12 protein-coding genes are annotated in these 18,349 nt (G+C 42.6%); 7 read left to right on the top strand and 5 right to left on the bottom strand.

The window, feature by feature from the left end; all coding sequences use genetic code 11:
- Positions 1 to 7: 7 nt before the first annotated feature.
- From DC498_RS14785 to DC498_RS14765, 5 genes are all read right to left on the bottom strand, one after another.
- On the bottom strand, positions 8 to 643 hold the full coding sequence (locus DC498_RS14785) for a fasciclin domain-containing protein (RefSeq protein WP_116874953.1): 636 nt from the start codon (positions 641 to 643) through the stop codon (positions 8 to 10).
- Between the two features lie 124 nt (positions 644 to 767).
- Positions 768 to 2,297, bottom strand: coding sequence for a RagB/SusD family nutrient uptake outer membrane protein (locus DC498_RS14780; RefSeq protein WP_116874952.1), 1,530 nt, complete (start codon positions 2,295 to 2,297; stop codon positions 768 to 770).
- 44 nt (positions 2,298 to 2,341) lie between these two features.
- A complete protein-coding gene (locus tag DC498_RS14775) occupies positions 2,342 to 5,410 on the bottom strand; it encodes a SusC/RagA family TonB-linked outer membrane protein (protein WP_165813855.1) in 3,069 nt (1,022 codons plus the stop codon).
- A 41-nt stretch (positions 5,411 to 5,451) separates the two neighbouring features.
- Positions 5,452 to 6,771 carry a RagB/SusD family nutrient uptake outer membrane protein gene (locus tag DC498_RS14770; RefSeq protein WP_165813854.1) on the bottom strand — a complete coding sequence of 440 codons (1,320 nt, stop codon included), beginning with the start codon at positions 6,769 to 6,771 and terminating at the stop codon, positions 5,452 to 5,454.
- A 26-nt stretch (positions 6,772 to 6,797) separates the two neighbouring features.
- Positions 6,798 to 9,206, bottom strand: a complete 2,409-nt coding sequence (locus DC498_RS14765) for a TonB-dependent receptor plug domain-containing protein (protein ID WP_116874949.1) — start codon at positions 9,204 to 9,206, stop codon at positions 6,798 to 6,800.
- A gap of 421 nt (positions 9,207 to 9,627) precedes the next feature.
- Between DC498_RS14765 and DC498_RS26575 the strand changes: the two genes are divergently transcribed.
- The 7 genes from DC498_RS26575 (at position 9,628) to DC498_RS14730 (ending at position 18,349) form a co-directional block, all read left to right on the top strand.
- On the top strand, positions 9,628 to 12,105 hold the full coding sequence (locus DC498_RS26575) for an ATP-dependent helicase (RefSeq protein ID WP_240628022.1): 2,478 nt from the start codon (positions 9,628 to 9,630) through the stop codon (positions 12,103 to 12,105).
- Positions 12,106 to 12,111: 6 nt separating this feature from the next.
- Positions 12,112 to 13,104: an NAD(P)/FAD-dependent oxidoreductase gene (locus DC498_RS14755; RefSeq protein ID WP_116874948.1), complete on the top strand. Its 993-nt coding sequence runs from the start codon at positions 12,112 to 12,114 to the stop codon at positions 13,102 to 13,104.
- Positions 13,105 to 13,673: 569 nt separating this feature from the next.
- Complete coding sequence (locus DC498_RS14750; protein ID WP_116874947.1) at positions 13,674 to 14,777, top strand: DUF2891 domain-containing protein; 1,104 nt, start codon at positions 13,674 to 13,676, stop codon at positions 14,775 to 14,777.
- Positions 14,778 to 14,923: 146 nt separating this feature from the next.
- Positions 14,924 to 15,934, top strand: a complete 1,011-nt coding sequence (locus DC498_RS14745; protein WP_116874946.1) for a fumarylacetoacetate hydrolase family protein — start codon at positions 14,924 to 14,926, stop codon at positions 15,932 to 15,934.
- Between the two features lie 114 nt (positions 15,935 to 16,048).
- The gene (locus DC498_RS14740; RefSeq protein WP_116874945.1) at positions 16,049 to 16,840 is read left to right on the top strand and encodes a hypothetical protein; all 792 of its coding nucleotides are present in this window, start codon (positions 16,049 to 16,051) and stop codon (positions 16,838 to 16,840) included.
- A gap of 18 nt (positions 16,841 to 16,858) precedes the next feature.
- Positions 16,859 to 17,443 (top strand): Crp/Fnr family transcriptional regulator, encoded by a 585-nt coding sequence (locus tag DC498_RS14735; RefSeq protein ID WP_116874944.1) that lies wholly within the window; start codon positions 16,859 to 16,861, stop codon positions 17,441 to 17,443.
- 60 nt (positions 17,444 to 17,503) lie between these two features.
- Positions 17,504 to 18,349: an alpha/beta hydrolase family protein gene (locus tag DC498_RS14730; RefSeq protein ID WP_116874943.1), complete on the top strand. Its 846-nt coding sequence runs from the start codon at positions 17,504 to 17,506 to the stop codon at positions 18,347 to 18,349.

Below are 18,349 nucleotides of genomic sequence, written 5' to 3'. Positions count from 1 at the left end.
CTCTTAGCTAATTAAATCCAAAAATGTGTGAATCAGCAGCGAGCACATGTACTACGCCGTTTGTTGAATGCAGGTCAGCAGTTTCTACCTGTACAGACTGGTATCGTTCCGCTCCTCCCGGCGCTCCCTGGTTAAGCGAAAAAATAATATACTTCGCGCCCATATTCAGGTTTCCGAGGTAATCATCCTGCACTATATTAAACCGCGCTTTGGTGCCGCCATAAGTGGTGTTATAACTATACGTAGTGGCCAGTCCGCTGCGAACAATTTCTTTCCCGGGAATAATATAGTTCTTCAATATTTCCGCAATTATTTCCATATCCTCCTCAGTGATCTCGCTGAATGTTTTAGGCCGCTTCTCCGGATCAGGGTATACCAGGTTAAAATAATTATGAATGGAATAATTTTTCGGTGCCAGGAATGTAGAGCCGCTGGTATTCACAGCCGATTCCAACCCTGTCATACTAATTAATGTGGTTAATGTATCAAATATTTCAGGATGGCTTTTCAGGTAATCCATGGTAGATACTCCAAGCGTTTCTGTTTCATCCAGGCTGAGCGTACCTCCGTCTGCATAATAATCCTTGCTGCAACCCGAAATAAACACCACCACTACAAGCGCTATTGCGATAATTGGTTTCATTCTTGTTTGTTGTTTAGGTTTCAGCTGTCAGCCGTCAGCTGTCAGCCTTTGGTTTCAGTATCTTTACATTTTGCGTTTCATATTTCACCTCTCACGTTTCACTATTGCCTATTCGCTATTGCCCCTATTGATTGAACTGCCAGTAATAGGTTTGCTCCATATTAGGATTGTTGGCAAAAGCTTCGTCGCTTACAGGATAAAAACCAGCGCCATTCTTTTCTCCATCAGCAGTGATGGCTGTATTAAACTCGTGTAAACGTCCCAGCCTTACCAGGTCGTACACACGTTGAAATTCACCTATCAGCTCCCTGCGTCTTTCTTCCAGCACTTCTTCAATCACCGTAGGTGCATCATCACGGGTAAATACGGGAATGCCCGCGCGGGTACGCACCGCGTTGAGGTTAGTAAGGGCTTCGGCCACATTACCCAGCCTGGCATCTGCTTCCGCCTTCAGCAACACTATATCTGCATACCTGAAAACAGGCACCGGCGCCTCCATCAGGCTGTAGCTGCGGTCTTTTACTTTTCTGAATTTGGCAAACATGATAGCTCTTTCCCCGTTAGCGAGCGGATCTGATAATACAGGCCGCAGCTCACTGGCACTTACTGAAAAATCGATGCTTTCAAAAAATGCAGGAACTCTTTTGTCTGACTTATCCCTGGCATAATCAGGATATATTTCCAGTATTCTCGACTTCGTTACTGCCAGTGTGAGATTACTCCTTGATGTGTAGGGATTGGTAAGATAGTAAGTCATGATATGACCATAGTAATCCGCATACTCACCCTTCTTTATATCATAATACATTTCGAGGATCACTTCTTCTGATTCACCGGCATCAAATAAATTGTGGAACTGGTCTATCGGCACCAGTTTAAAAATATTGGCATTCATGATCTCTTTCATAGTGTCAGAAGCACCCTGGTAATCCTTTAACCACATTAATGCATGAGCTTTCATGGCTAGCGCCGCGCCTTTTGTACCCCTCGACATTGATTCTTTGATGGTACCATCATATTTCCAGGGAAGGTCGGGTATAGCAATATTGGCTTCTTCCACCACCATCTTCATTACATCATTAAGTGGTTCCCTGCCGAGTGGTTTTACATTACGGGCTTCGAGGTTTACCGGCACATCCCCCCAAATACGTGCCGCGTAAAAATGTGCTAAGGCACGCAGAAAATGAGCTTCTGCCAACAATTGCTTTTTCTTATCCTCAGTAAGCCCATCGGTAATGGCCGGGATTTTTTCGAGCACCAGATTGCACTGTTCAATAGCTCTGTAAAAAAGCCTCCAGTTGGTCATGGGCTCCAGCTCTGTACGCTCAATTAAATGATTAGCGAAACAAGCCTTCCAGTCGCCATCATCATTGGGTGTTATCCAGTCGCCGGAGCGGGCATCACCCCAGAAATAATAATCACCCCAGGATCCGTTGCGGGTGGTTGCGGGTGTATCATCCTTGGTTAATCCCGACAAAGCCCTTCTGAAGATAGCGAAAGCTGCCGCTACCGCGCCCTCAGCATCAGCCCCGGTTTTCCATGCCTGGTCTTCTGTTACGGTATTAACAGGCAACTGGTCAAGCCACTTTTTGCACGACTCGCCCAAAAGAGAAAAGAGTACTATGCAAATAATAATGCTATGTTTATTTTTCATATTCAACTTACTTTATTTTATCTGGATCAGACGCATCATAATATTTATAGTGAAATAGAAACACCGAACAACAACATTCTTCGCATCGGATATCCTTTTGAATCGTCAAAACCATCAATTGTAATGAGCTCCGCATCTGGTCCGCTATATTTCTGGAAAGTAACCAGGTTATCCGCCGTAACATATACACGCATTCTTTCAAAAGGAAGCCGCTGTATTACTCTTTTATTAAAAGTGTAAGACAAGGTAGCAGACCTGATCTTGAAATAAGAACCGTCTTCTATATACTCGGAATCATAATTGATAACCTGTGTGGCATCGCTCCAGGGATTGAGCGTTGGATATTTGGCGTTATCACCGCTTTTTTCCCAGATGGAATATTTGTCGAAATCGGGAAGGGATGAACTTCCAGCAAATCCTTTACCCAATTTGAGCCGGTCGAGCAGGGCAGTATTCACAATATCCCTGCCTATCACGAAAGTAGTGACCAGGTTAAGGCTGAATCCTTTATAGGTAAAATCATTGGTCCATCCGCCATTCCATTTCGGGTTGGGATCGCCGGAATACACACGGTCTGATACATCAATAAGATAGTCCCCGTTCTGATCGCTGAAATTACGATCGCCTACCTCCAGTTTTTTGTTTTGCAGCCCAACCAGTTTTTTACCGGTTTTGGGGTCTACCGGAATTTGATTTTCTGCCTGATAAATGCCCTGCGATTCATAGAAGAAGAAACCATTGAGCGGAGCGCCTACGCGAACAATAGAGCCGAAATCCTGGCCTGAAGTGCTGACTTTAATAATATCGGCATTACCATCCGGCAACCTGATAACCCTGTTTTTATTATACGCGAAGTTGAGATTGGTGCTCCAGGTAAAATCACTGCCAAATTTGAGATTGTTATTTACAGTAAACTCCAACCCACGGTTCAGCACATCTGCCGCGTTGCGGTAGACTTCGTTATAGCCCGATGTAGTAGGGAGTGCGGTAGACAACAGCAACCCTTTGGTTACTTTTTCATACGCGTCAAAAATGAATTCCACCTTGCCCTTGAATAAACTTAAATCTACACCAAGATTGGCCATATTGGTTTTAACCCAGGTAAGATTATCGTTTTTAAAACCATCATACCAGGTAGGTGTGAATCCTGAAATACCACCATAAGCTATTTGTATCAAAGAATTATACTGGTCGAGTTTACCACCATCCATAATACCCAGTGCCAGGTAGTTATTATCCCAGGTAGTTCCGGAAAGCCCATAACTACCCCTGATCTTACCGCTGGTTAACCAGCCGGCATTACGAAAAATATCTTCTTTATAGAAATTCCAGCCGGCAGAGATAGAAGGGAAAACACCCCAGCGGTTGGCCTTACCAAACTTGGAGGATCCATCTGTACGGATAGAAGCACCCAGCAGGTACTTTTGTTGAAAATTATAATCAAGACGGCTGAAGTAAGACATGAGGGTACTTGCTCCATAATTACTTGAGCCGATACTATTACCCTGGGGCCAGTTCACCGTTTGGGAAAGGCTGGGCGCATCGGCAACACTGCTCACCTTTGTTATTTTCGCTTCTGTTTTTTCCATGCTCTGCCCCAGCAATATGCTCAGGCTGTGCCCGTTTCCAAACTTAGGCGTATACGTTACCGTATTCTGGAAAAGCATATTCTGGTTTTCACCGGCAACGCTCTTATTACCCAACCTGAGCGTACGTCTTGATGAAGCCAGTGAGTCAAACATTGTACGCAGGTACTCCAGGCTAAGACTGGCTTTATAAGCTACATTACGGGCAATGTTAAGGGTAGCATCAGAACTGAAACGAACACGGTCATTAAGATTAGACATATACCCCGGGGTATATACTTCTGCACCCTGTACCATAGGGTTATCCGGTAGTGGCAGCAGGGTTGACTTATTAACTGAAAGCGCGTCACCATTTCTGCTCTGGTCTGTTCTTGAAACAGCCAGCGTATTATTAATGACCAGCTTATTCTTAAGAGCATTGAAGCCTGTGCTGGCCATTAAGCTATAGCGTTTAAACCCTGTATTGAACAGGATACCTTTGCTATCCATATAACCCATGCTGATACTGTATTGCCCAAAATCGCCTGCCCCGCGAATGGAGGCGCTGTAATCCTGTGTAACAGAAGTATTATACAAATAACCCTGCCAGTCTGATGAATTATTGTAGAAAGGATTGGTAACATCCGTATACATTGATGGCATGGATACGCCGTAAGGCGCATAGAGATCATAGAGGCGTTTAACCTGCACCCGCTCTTTAGCGCCACCGGCAACATCACGCAACTGCGGCACAAAATTTACGCCTGTGCGAATATTAAGATTTATCTGAGGCTTACCTCTTTTTCCTTTTTTAGTAGTGATAAGGATCACGCCATTTGCTGCCCTGGAGCCGTATATAGCGGCAGCAGAAGCATCTTTTAATACTACCACATCTTCTATATCGCTGGGGTTAAGATCTGCCAGCACATTGGTGCTGGTAACCGCAAACTCACTGCTCATTCTTGAAATAATGGGAATACCATCCACCACATACAAAGGTTCTGAAATGGCGGAAGCATCGCCACGGCTCACGGCGGCCAATCCACGGATTATAATAGCAGGAGTGGCGCCGGGTTCTCCTGAATTCAACTGTATATTAACACCGGCTACTTTACCCTGCAACAGGGAACCAAAGGATTCCGCGGCCTGCCCTTCTGTTATCTTATCCATTTTAATAGTGGATACAGCACCTGTTATTTCTGTTTTAGCCTGGCTTTTATACCCTGTAACGACTACATCGCTGAGGGTCCTATTTTCCTCGGTAAGCCTGATAGAGAGATCCCCGGCTTTTCTGAATACAACCTGGCGTGACTCAAATCCTATAGATGAAAGCGTCAGCGTATCGCCCACGTTCAACCGTATCCGGAAATTACCGGCGGCATCGGTAGTAGCACCGGTACTTTTACCCTTGATTCCTACAGAGGCGCCAACAACAGGTTTACCATTTGAGTCGGTAATTTTACCCGTCATTACTGACTGCGCATAACCCATTAAGGAGATCATCAGTACTGCAACAAGGAAACAGGCTCCTTTCATTAATGCCTTCATTACATTAGTTTTTTCGGTTGAACTTTTTATTCGTTCCAAGGTTACTTCCAATAATTGTTCTGGCTCCATCCATTACCCTTAATACTGGTTGCCGACAATGGCCAATACGCAGCGCCGTTGGCAACATCAGCTTCAGTAAATACAGGTATATAGGTGGATACTTCATCAAACCTGATCAAATCAAACATGCGTTGCCCGGTTGCCACCAGTTGGCGTTGTCTTTCCTGCAGCAATGCATTTCCGAATGTTTCTTCGGTTAAGGTGCTATAATCTTCTGTGGCACCGCCGGAGGCGTTGATCAGTCTTTCTTTGGCTTCTTCAAGCCGGTCTGAACGCCAGGCAGCTTCTGCCAGCAACAAATCGATTTCATTCACCCGCAGCAGGTCTACCTTACTAACATCACTTACAATAAGCGTAGCACTATTGCCTGAAACATTAAACATGCTGCTACGGCGTGTATCACCAACCGGATAAATTGTATTGAATGTTGCAATAGGCATGCTTAGCACATTCTTGCTTAATGGCGCTTCCGGTATCTCTGTACGCCTGTCTTCTCCAATTGCCAGTCCAAAACCGGACAAACTATCTGCCGCACTGCCGGTAAAAGTATTAGTGAGTATATCATATGCGCTTTGTCCATTGCCAAGCCAAAGTGCCTGCTGGGCAATAAGTGAGGTTACAGCGGTTTTGCTAAACCGTACTGCTGTCAGGGCAGCGCTTTCTATACCATCATCATTAAGTAATCTCCAGGGAAGCAGCTTTTGTGCTTCTGTTGCATATCCCATTGCCTGGGTTACTGCCTGTTGTGCGGTAAGATGTGCGCCAAAATTATTTTCTTCGGCTGAGGGCACTTCTCCCCAAATCCTGGCCACGTAGAAATAGGCCATAGATTTAAGGGCAAGCGCTTCGCCCCTGTATGTATTTTTCTGGTACGTGCTTAATATATCTTCTTCAGCATTATCTACAATATCCAGCACATCGTTGGCATCTTTAATTACATCATAGAAATAACCCCAATCTGATAACTGCACCAGGTTTTCGTTAGCGGCAGTAAGTTGCTGGTTGGCCACCTGTTGCTGATAGTTAACTGCAACCTTCAGGTCTCCTGCTCTTGCTTCGCCATACATCATCCATGCGTAATTAGCAAAAAGCGCTCTCCGTAAATCCGTATATCCTCCTATTACTGCCTGCTGAATACGAGGCGCTGAATTATAATATCCTTCTTCAACAGTGTTGTTTTCCTGGTCTACGGTAAGGCTCTTTCGGCAGGAACCAAGGAGCAGCATTACTACCAATACAGCAAAGTATTGTTTACACAATCCAGGCATAAGCAATTTCCGGTATTTCATCCAATGTGTCATGTTGTTCATTTTTAATAGCATCATGCTTAAAAAACCACTTTAATACCCAGCGCTACCGAAGCAGGCAGAGGTGTTCCTGTATACATCAGATCATATCGCCGGCTTCCTGTAATATTCTCTTCCGGGTTAATCCCGCTGTACCGGCTAAGGGTAAGCAGGTTATCACCACGTACAAATATTTCCAGGTCGCTTAATGCTTCCACTTTTTTAGATATAGCGTTGAAACGATACGAAACCACAGCCCTGCTCAGCCGCATAAAGCTGCCGTCTTCAATCGTTCTGATGCCCTGGTAAACCGTACGTCCATCAGCGTCTTTATCAATAAAATAATAAGGCGTTTCAGCATTTTTAACTGGGAAATCGTAATTGATACTTTGCGCATCATAGCGGCTGTTGAAAGATGCTGCAGCAACATCAGCACCCCATGCATAGGTTACAACAAAAGCTGCTGAAATATTACGGTAGCGCAATGTATTTGTAAATCCTCCAAAAGCTTTTGGCTCACTGTTGCCAATCTTTTTTGCAGTACTGCCCTGCCATGCAACAAGTGAAGTAACCGGCGCACCGGAAACCGCAGCAAGATGCGCTAAGCTGGTATTGTCAATATCTCCGGGTAATGATTTTACTTTGTTTTTGTAGAAGGCAATATTCAGGTTAGTGCCCCAGGAAAAATTGGTGGAATGTATCCAGTTGCCGTCAAGCGTTATTTCAATACCTGACAAGCCGAGCTTGCCGCCGGTTTCAAATGTATACTCAATCCCACTGATATTAGGCTGGTATCGCTGATACATGAAATCGCTGTATGTTTTATTAAAGTAATCAACAGAAAGATTAAGCAGGGAACCAAGTGCAACCGTTACTCCGGCATCTACCTGAATCACACCAATGCTCTTAGCACCGCTGAACCCGGGATACAATTGTCCTATGCCCAGGTAATTGCCTCCATAATAATCTCCATAAGCATCCAACTGGCCACGGTATACTTCCGGTCTGTTCAACACACCTGTTTTACCAATGCCCGCATTGATCTTTACAGGTATGTCCAGGCTGTTCTTCAAATCATAATGAATACCGAGCGCAGGGTAAAATGCCCATTTCTTATCATATAAAGAGCTGCCATCAGCACGGGCTACCAGGTTAACGTCAAGGTCTTTTTTGTATTTAAACTTCCATGTTCCGTAAAAAGATAAGAGCTTCTCTATATTATGATTGGATAATGCGATTGTTTGACCCGCGTTGTAGCCTGTCACCACTTTCACGAAGTTCGATCCGCCGTTTTCCAAACTGCGCTGCCCGTTTACAGAGGTTAGCCGGTCATCAGTATTACGCAGCTCCCCGCCTAGTGTCATATCCATTTGCAGGGCATCAGAAAAATCATGCAACCAGTTCGCGGAAGTATTCCAGGTGATGAGTTGTCTTTTGTAGGCTGCACTTGATGCGTAAATTTCACCGTCAAGCAAATTGGAAGGGATATACATATCCCTGCTAGCGCCTTCATATGATAAACCTGCTACAGTGCGGATGGTAATGCCGTATCCGAGAAGATAATTTAAACCCATAGAAGATACAAGCCCCAGGTTCCGGTTCCTATCCATAAAAAATTCTTCACTGCCAACAACCGGGAGGATTAAATCGCGGCTGTATTCCCCGCTATAACGCCCGTTGCGGTTGGCCATCGTCATATTATTATAGAAATGGGCCGTGAAGCGATCGGTAATATTATATTTAGCATTCAGGAATAAATTTTGACGACCAAATCCTGATCCTTTAATAATGCCTTTATCCTGGTGATTGGAAAGTCCAAACAAATAAGAGCCATAACTACCCGCGCCATCTACAAGCAGTGTCTCATCATTCATCATTCCACCATCTTCATATACATCTCTGCGGGCTGTGGTATTAAAGTTGTAGAAGGCATCCCTTTTGTAATCCATATTCTGGAGAAAGTTTACACCGGCGTATGCGCTGCCGCGAACATGGATGGAGCCTGACTGCCCCTCCTTCATAATAATATTCAAAGCCCCGTTAGGCGCCTGCACACCATAAGCTGCGAGGCGATCAATATCTTTAATTACTTCTATGCGGTCAATTTGTTCGGGCGTAAAATAAGTGAGCGGGTTGATGCCGGTTATATTGGATGGACCGGCCACCATGGGTATACCGTTGATAAGAATCAGCGGCATAGTAGATTGATCTGTGGGATCGAGGCTTAAACCGCGTAAATTAAGCGTGGATTGGGCACCTGTGGTACCAGACCAGCTTTTGACTCTAAGCCCGGCAACGCTTCCTTGTATAATATTCTCCAGCCCGCTTCTGTTGGCTAAGACCAGGCTATCTACCCTTAGCGAATCCTGGGCCGGAACACTCATAGCAGCACCAAAAGATACGAGCAGGAAAAACAGGATTTTTCCACCCGGTTTAGGGATTAATCTCATAATATATAGTTAGTTCTATTTATTAATAGTCCTTGGTATTTCTCAGGAGCATCTATAATCGGGGAAGGTGTAAATGGCTTAAATAAATGTGTTTATACTGTTTTCAAATATTTAGTTAAAATAAACAAAAGTTTACAATTACTAACTATGGAAGTACAAAAAAAGTTATCCACATTGTTTGCTTTTTTAATGATTGCAACTAAAAAATCAACACCTGCAATTGTTTAACAATATTAAACTTTGTTTATTACCGCTATGTTTTATTAAGATTAAGTTATTGTAAAGTTGCGATGAGCTATCAGTTGTCAGCAATTAGCTTTCAGCAGTCGCTATTCGCTATTGCCCTATTGTCCATTGCTTCCTTTTCACAATCTTTCTCCCCAAACTTTTCCTGCTCTTTTCCTTTTCTTAACTTGCGCCCATGCAGGATTATTTAAAAGGATTGAATGAGAGACAAAGAGAAGCAGTAACCCATATTAATGGGCCGCTGATGATCATAGCCGGTGCCGGAAGCGGCAAAACCAAAGTGCTTACTACCCGCATAGCCCACCTGATGGCAAATGGCGTGGATGCTTTTAATATACTGGCGCTCACCTTTACCAATAAGGCGGCAAAGGAAATGAAGGAAAGGATTGAGCACATTCTTGGCAATGGAGAAGCACGTAATTTATATATAGGTACATTCCACAGTGTTTTTGCCAGAATATTGAGAGGCGAAGCACAGCGCCTGGGCTATCCCAGCAATTTTACCATTTACGATACAGAAGACGCGAAAAGTGTTGTAAAAACCGTCGTTAACGAAATGAATCTTGATGACAAGCATTATAAGCCCAATACGGTATACAACCGTATTTCTTCTGCCAAAAATGCCCTGGTAACGCCTGAAGAATATGCCAATGATTATGCTATTCAGCAGGAAGATATGCGCAGCAACCGGCCTGCTATCGCGAAAATTTTTGACGCGTACAGTAAGCGCTGCTTCAAAAACGGCGCAATGGATTTTGACGACCTGCTGGTAAAAATGTATGAGCTGCTCAAAAATTTTCCTGAGGCCTTGAGTAAGTACCAGCGCAAGTTCAAATATATTTTGATTGATGAGTACCAGGATACCAACCCTGCCCAGTATGAAATTATAAAGCTGCTTGGCGCAATGCATGAAAATGTATGTGTGGTGGGGGATGATGCGCAGAGTATTTATAGTTTCCGTGGCGCTACCATTGAAAATATATTGCAGTTCCAGAAAGATTATGATGATGTGAAAGTGGTAAAGCTTGAACAGAATTACCGCAGCACGCAGAATATCCTGAATGTAGCGAATGAAGTGATCAGTAATAATAAAGGACAGATTGAAAAAACTTTATTCACTGAAAATACGGTTGGTGAAAAGATCCGTCTTGTGCGCACCATGAGCGATAATGATGAAGGGAAATTTGTGGCTGATACCATACAGGAACAAAAGCTGAGAAATCATTTTCACAATAAAGACTTTGCCATTCTTTACCGCACCAACTCGCAAAGCCGTGCTTTTGAAGAAGCATTGAGAAGAATGGGTATTGCCTATACGATTTATGGCGGCATCAGTTTCTATCAGCGAAAAGAGATAAAAGATTATATCGCATACCTGAGGGTATTGGTTAATCCGCATGATGAAGAAGCTTTAAAACGCATCATCAATTACCCGGCAAGAGGTATAGGAAAAACATCGGTAGACAGGGCGATACTTGCAGCTAATGAAAATAATATTTCGTTCTGGCAGGTATTGGAACGTGCAAAAGAGTTTGGGTTTAAAGCAGGCACATTAGAGTCTGTTGAAAATTTTGTACTGATGATCAAAAGCTTTTCAAGCATGCTAAAACATAAGAATGCTTATGAAGTGGCTGTGCATGTTGGCAAGCAAACCAATTTTGTAAAAGAATTGTTTAACGATAAAAGCGCCGAAGGCCTTGCCCGTTATGAAAACATACAGGAATTGCTCAACTCTATAAAAGAATGGGTAGATGATCCTCAGCAGAAAGAAGGCGATTTTGAACTGAAGGAATACGATGACGATTTTATTGATGATAATTTTGCAGAAGGACTATTCAGTAAAGATGAAGTAAAGGAAACCATTGATACTATTAATACAACGGCAACAGACGATGAGAATGCACCGGCGCCAGAAGATAAAAGCCTTGGTGCTTACCTGCAGCAAATCACTTTGCTTACAGATGCAGATGATAAAATGCAGGACGCAGACACAGTAAAGCTTATGACCATACATGCCGCAAAAGGGCTGGAATTTGGTTGTGTGTTTGCTGCCGGGCTTGAAGAAAATCTTTTTCCCAATGCAATGAGCATTAATACAAGGGAAGAACTGGAAGAAGAGCGGCGTTTGTTTTATGTGGTGATAACAAGAGCCAAACAAAAGCTGTGGATAACACATGCTGCTTCACGTTACCGCTTTGGATCTTTAATACAAAATGAACCCAGCCGTTTTATTGCTGAAATACCGGAAACATTTATGGACAGAAGTTTTGCCGGAAGCTCATCACGCAATAATGGCAGCTCAGGATTAGGCAGTGCATTTGAAAGAATGAATCGGGGAGGTTTTGGCGGTGCTGCTTACCAGGCTGAAAAGCAATATGGACCCCCTCCTGCTAAAAAGGCGAATACTGCGCCTTCTTATCTTGCACCCAAACCACAAAACAGGGTGGTTGAACATAAGGCATCTGCTGATTTTGTAGCAAGTGATATCAGGCTGCTTAAAGAAGGTGATAAAATTGAGCACCAGAAATTTGGTTTCGGGTATGTGGTGAAAATAGAAGGCAGTTCACAAAATCCTATTGCGCTGGTAAAATTTGATATAAACGGCGAAAAGAAGATCATGCTGAATTATGCTAAACTCCGCATCATTTCCTGATGAGTTATGCAAACAGAATACCTCGTCATAGGTGGAGGAATTGCGGGTACGCTTATCAGTTATGAGCTGATGAAGCACAACAGACCTGTTGTTGTTATTGATAATACCAGCGCTGTTAAGGCAAGCACTGTTGCAGGCGCAGTACTCAACCCCGTAAATATCAAGCAATGGAGCATAGCAAAAGATTACCGGCAATATATTGCTGAAGCGCTTGACAGTTATGCATCATTGCAGAATTTACTCAAGGTTCCTGTGATCAGCGAAATACCGATCATAGCTTTTGATGCCCCTGCCACAAGGGAAGATATTTTGGTTCAGCCGTTCCTGCATAATATTACGGAGGAAAATGCTGTATTGATCAATAATGCTTTTGCAACTCCGCTTACAACCAAAATAATTGCGCCGGTTTCTCAAATATATGCAGAGTCATTACTCAATGCGTGGCAGAAATTCCTCCATACCCAAAATGCATTTTTAAGCGAACGTTTTGAAGCAGAGAAGCTAAGCATTACCAATGGAATAGTTGTGTATAAAGATATCCGCGCAGCAAAAATTATTTTTTGCGAAGGTGTTGCGGCCATACAAAATCCGTGGTTCAATAACCTGCCATTTACAAAAAACCGTGGTGATGCTTTATTGGTATCGGTTCCCGGTTTGCCTGAAAAATTTATTTATCATTATGGTATACGGCTGATCCCTACAAGCAACCGGTTATTCTGGTGCGGAACTAATTATACCTGGAACTATACAAACCTTGCGCCCGATGCTGAATGGAGAAACTACACAGAAGAAAAATTATCGCGGTGGTTAAAGATACCATTTAGTGTAGAAGATCATATTGTTGCAGAACGACCAACCACTGCCGGGCAACAGCCATTACTGTTAATGCACCATTCATTGCCTGCCGCTTTATTTAACGGCTTGGGAACAAAGGGCTTTTTAATAGCGCCATTGCTGGCAAAGCAGTTCGCAAAACAGTTGATTGGCTGGCGTCTCTGAGGCGGGGTCAGCTATCCTGTTTTCATTTATTTTATTCAGGTTACTCTGCATACGAAGTGTTTAAATAGCTGCAGCACCGCGATAATTTTTGTAGCACTATAATGGATGTGACATTTTCGGATGCAGCGCACCGTAATATTAAAATATAAATGCGTCAGGTTAATATAACGCCGCTCTGCGGCTTGCTCCATATTATTTGCTGTGCTACAAATATTAAGATGCGCTGCACCTGATCCGGGCATTAGCAATTAAAAACATCTATTTGTGAATACAGGTAGCTCCCCAAATGGGAAAAAGGTTAAAACACAAAATCCAACGCTACAAAGATGCTGGTGAAAAAACTGGTAATTGCCGGTTAGTATTACAAATGCTGAAGCGGAAGTTATTTGTTTATTAAAGATATACAGCGCCACTACACGATGTGCGTGGCGAAGACGCCACGCACAGATATCTTGTCGCCTCTGGCGACACTGATCAAAAGCCTGAACGCACTCCTGTAGCAGCAATGATTTTTCTTTGCGCTCTCTGCTCCATAGCGTATTTTGCATGAAACTTATCTGCCGCTTATTATGCGTACATTGTTTTTATCACCGCTCTTTATTGTAATCACCATATGCAGTTATGCGCAAACATCAGATCTTTTCACCATCAATAAAGACAGCTCCGGGTTTGAACTAACCATGAAAGGAGCATCACTCTTAGCTTCTCTTCCATTAAAATGTATTGACCAGGAATATCCTAATAAAACAAGTCATACCTCTGCAAGCGACAGCGATCATATATTAACACCAAAGCAAATTCACCCGGCGTTCTTTGGCTGCTTCGACTGGCACTCCTGTGTGCATGGGCACTGGATGATGATACGCCTGTTGAAAAAATTTCCTGGCCTGCCGGAAGCGGCTGTAATACGCAATGCCATCAGCAAAACTATTACTGCTGACAATATACTTACCGAAGTAAAATATTTTGAAGCGCCCATGGCAAACGCATGGGAACGTACTTATGGCTGGGCCTGGCTGCTTAAATTAGATGAAGAGCTCAGCACATGGAATGATGAGGATGGAAAAAAATGGCATGCCGCATTACAACCACTTACAAAAAAGATCATTGCGAGATGGGTGGCTTTTTTACCTAAACAAACCTATCCTAACAGAACGGGCGTACATCCTAATACCGCTTTCGGATTGGTATTTGCATATGATTATGCAAATACAGTTAAAGATACCGCTTTTGAAAAAGCCATTGTCTACTATTCAAAAAAATTATACGGCAATGATAAAAATGTACCTGCCTCATGGGAACCTGATGGCAGTGATTTTCTTTCTCCCGCGCTGGAAGAAATTGATTTGATGAGAAGGGTTTTGCCACCGGATGCGTTTATGAAATGGTTCAACAGCTTTATTACTCCTGCCGGGCTAAAGCATCTTACCAAATCACCAATCGTATCAGACAGAACAGATTACCAGATCGTGCATCTTGACGGGTTATGCTTCAGCCGTAGCTGGTGCATGAAAGGGTTGGCTTCAGCGTTACCGGCTTCAAGTCCTTTTAAAAAAATGATGATGCGCTCAGCTATACAACATTTATCAACTGCTTTACCTGAAATAGTAAGCGGCAATTATGGTGGCGAACATTGGCTTGGGAGCTTTGCGGTATACGCGTTGCTGCATTAGTGCTTTTCATTTGCCATTTTTAAAATAATGCCTGCTTTAGCCACCTGCATGGATCAGCAAAATGTTACACCTCAGATTTACCAGGTATATTCCGAAAGGATATTTTGTTTATGCATTCCATTATCTTGCACCCCAAATTTTCTTTCATGAAATTAGTTTCTTATCTCCGCGACGGGCAGGATCAACTGGCATTGCTTGTAGATGGTTTGTTATATAATATGGATGAGGTTCATCCTAACTTACCTGGCAGCATGGGTATGTTTTTAAATTATTGGGAAGACGCTTTGCCGCTGGTACAACAGGCAGCCGAAGCCATTAAGACAAAACGCTTTTTGCAAAACAAGGGTTTCCCCTATGAAAACGCGCAACTGCTTTCACCGGTCGCATTTCCTACATCACTAAGAGATGCTTACGCATTTCGCCAGCATGTTGAAATGGCAAGAAGAAATCACGGAGCGGGGATGATACCGGAATTTGACCAATACCCTGTTTTTTATTTTTCCAATCACCATAGTGTACAGGGTGCTGGCAATATACGCTGTATGCCCGATCATTTACAGCAACTTGACTTTGAACTGGAAGTGGCTATTGTTATCAATAAGCACGGCAGAAATATAAAAGCAGAAGATGCAGATGAATATATTGGCGGCTTGATGATCATGAACGATTTCAGTGCCCGCCAACTTCAACTGGAAGAAATGAAATTAAATCTTGGTCCTGCCAAAGGAAAAGATTTTGCTACAGCATTAGGACCGGTACTGGTTACACCCGATGAACTGGAACCTTTTGAAATTCCTGTTAAAGAAAATCATACAGGCAGGCAATGGAATCTTAATATGAAATGCCGTGTGAATGGCATTGCAGTTAGTGCAGGAAACCTGGGTGATATGGAATGGACTTTCGCTGAAATTATAGAACGAGCCTCTTATGGCGCAGATCTTTTCCCTGGTGATATAATCGGCAGCGGAACGGTAGGCACAGGTTGTTTTTTAGAATTGAACGGTACCGGCAAACGTAATGATCTTTTCTATACCGAACAATGGTTGCAGCCCGGAGATGTGGTGGAGCTTGAAGTTGACGGATTAGGAATGTTACAAAATACCATCGTACAGGAAGACGAAGGAGAGGATTGGAGCATCCTGGCAAGAAAGAAATAAATACATTTTTTTAAGAAAAGACCTTGCAGACCTTCTCAATGGATATAATTATTTTAAACGGTAATTGATTTCCATATAAAAACCTCAACTTGCATTTCAATTAACAATATTACTATGTTTAAAAAACTTTGCCTTACTGCTATTATCGGCTTAACTATATTACTTACTTCATGCCTTGACACGGAAGAAAAAATCGTGATCAATAACAACAACAGCGGCAACTATACTGTAACCATTGATATGAGCAAAATGCTGAAACTAGCTGCTTCAATGGGAGGCGCTGATAAGGATGATGCAAAAGAAAAAGAGAAAAAAGATTCGACTGTTTTTTTCAAGCCATATGTAGATACTGCAACTGCATTGACAGCAAAAGAAAAAGAAATGTTCCGTGACGGCAGCATGCGTATAAAGGTAGATGAGGCAGCGAATGAAATGTCTATTACTGTTCATTTTCCATTTAAGCATGTATCTGTTCTTCCGGAACTGAAAGCAAGCTATATGCAAGTGTTGGATAAGCTGAATATCTCTGACAAAATGAAGAATAAGGAAAGCCCTGATACAGATCAGGTTGAGCAGGAATTATCAAAAAACAAAGATGCGCTCAACCCAACACAGGAAGCATACAGCTTTAGCGCAGCCCCGGGAAAAATTACAAACACATTAATAAACAAAGCCCTCATCACAGAGAAATTGGCAAAAGATTCTTCTATGCAGATGATGCAGCAAATGACGATGATGATGGGCGATATGAATTACAAAACAATAATTGTATTGCCCAAGCCTGCTAAAAAATATAATGGCAACGAAGTACAGGCATCTGCCGATAAGAAAACGCTTACTTTCATAACAACACTTACAGATATACTGAACAGGCCCGAAGCTGCTGAATACAACGTGGAGTATTAGTATTGAAATTTCCGAAAAATGAGTGAACTAACCCAACAGACTGAAAAATTTTTCAGGCACTTTGAAAAATATATAAATCTTAGCGACACCTTAAAAGATGAACTCCTAAAAAGGATTTCGTTCAGGACCTTTAAAAAAGGGGAACTGGTTCACGATGCGGGCAAAATATGCAGATACAGCTATTTTATAGAAAAAGGAATTTTTCGCACCTATTTTATCAAAGATGGAAAAGAGATCAGCGAATATTTTTGCGGAGAAGGGGAATGGGTAAACTCACCCCGCAGCTTTATACAACGCACCACAGACATTTACTATATTGATGCCATAGAACATACGGATGCCTTTTGCTTACACGTTAATGACCTTGTATACCTGTTTGAAAATTTTCCTGAAATGGAGCGGTATTCCCGCCTTTCCATGGGTACTATTTTCGGGCATTTAATAGAACGGATAACATCGCTGCGTTTTACTTCGGCTAAAGAAAAGTATGAACATTTTTGCCTCACATACAACGATATTTACAGCCGCATTCCGTTGGGAATGATAGCTACCTATCTGGGAATTACACAGGAAACATTAAGCAGGATCAGATCAGAGAAATGATTTTTTGATATAGGTCAAAGGCAAGGTTGACGATTATGATCAACTTCGCAAAAAAAGGAAATGAACCTGTTTAAATCAAAACAAACAATCTTTATTCTATGCCTGATCATCTTATCGGCTAAAATTTTTTCCCAGGACACCTTACGGGTTAAAAATGTTGAAGCTATATTGTACACAGGCAACGGAAAAAAACAACCGTTAATGGTTGGACTCGGCGGCTCAGAGGGTGGCAATGCCTGGGCAAGCAATCGCTGGAAAAAAACACTGGATGAATTTATTGAAAAGGGCTATGCTTTTTTAGCGATAGGATATTTCGGCTGCAAAGGAACGCCTGAAATTTTAGATAAAATTGCCATAGACGATGTATATAATGCCATTGCGGCAGCAAAGGAGAATAAAAAAATCGATCCGAAAAAAATAGCCGTGATCGGTGGTTCCAGAGGCGCTGATTTGGCTTTGTTGCTTGGTAGTTATTATGATGATATTTCTGCTGTTGTAGGAATGTCTGCAAGTCACGCAGTTTTTCCCGGTCACACGCAGGAATTTACAACCTCCTGCTGGGCCCTTGGAGGAAAAGAACTGCCATTTATTCCTGTTAATGAAGAAGCGGTTCCGTATTTAATGAAAAGAGATTTGCGGGGCACTTTTGAAACAATGATGAAAGATACTGCTGCCGAACAAAATGCATCCATACAAGTAGAAAACATAAAAGGGGCAATACTATTACTTGCTGCAACAAACGATGAAATGATACCTGCAGCAGCTATGGCTGAAAAAATGGTCTCCCGGTTAGAAAATAATCATTTTAAATTTCCTTACGAACTGGTTGTTGTAGAGGGCTCGCATACAGAACCGACAAAGCATTTCGATAAAATATTCAGTTTCTTAAATGCTCATTTTCTTTAA

The sequence above is a fragment of the Terrimonas sp. genome (assembly GCF_003075435.1).
Lineage (GTDB): Bacteria > Bacteroidota > Bacteroidia > Chitinophagales > Chitinophagaceae > Agriterribacter.
Note: the sequence above shows the minus strand (reverse complement) of the source record. Positions and strands in the feature narration are given on the sequence as shown.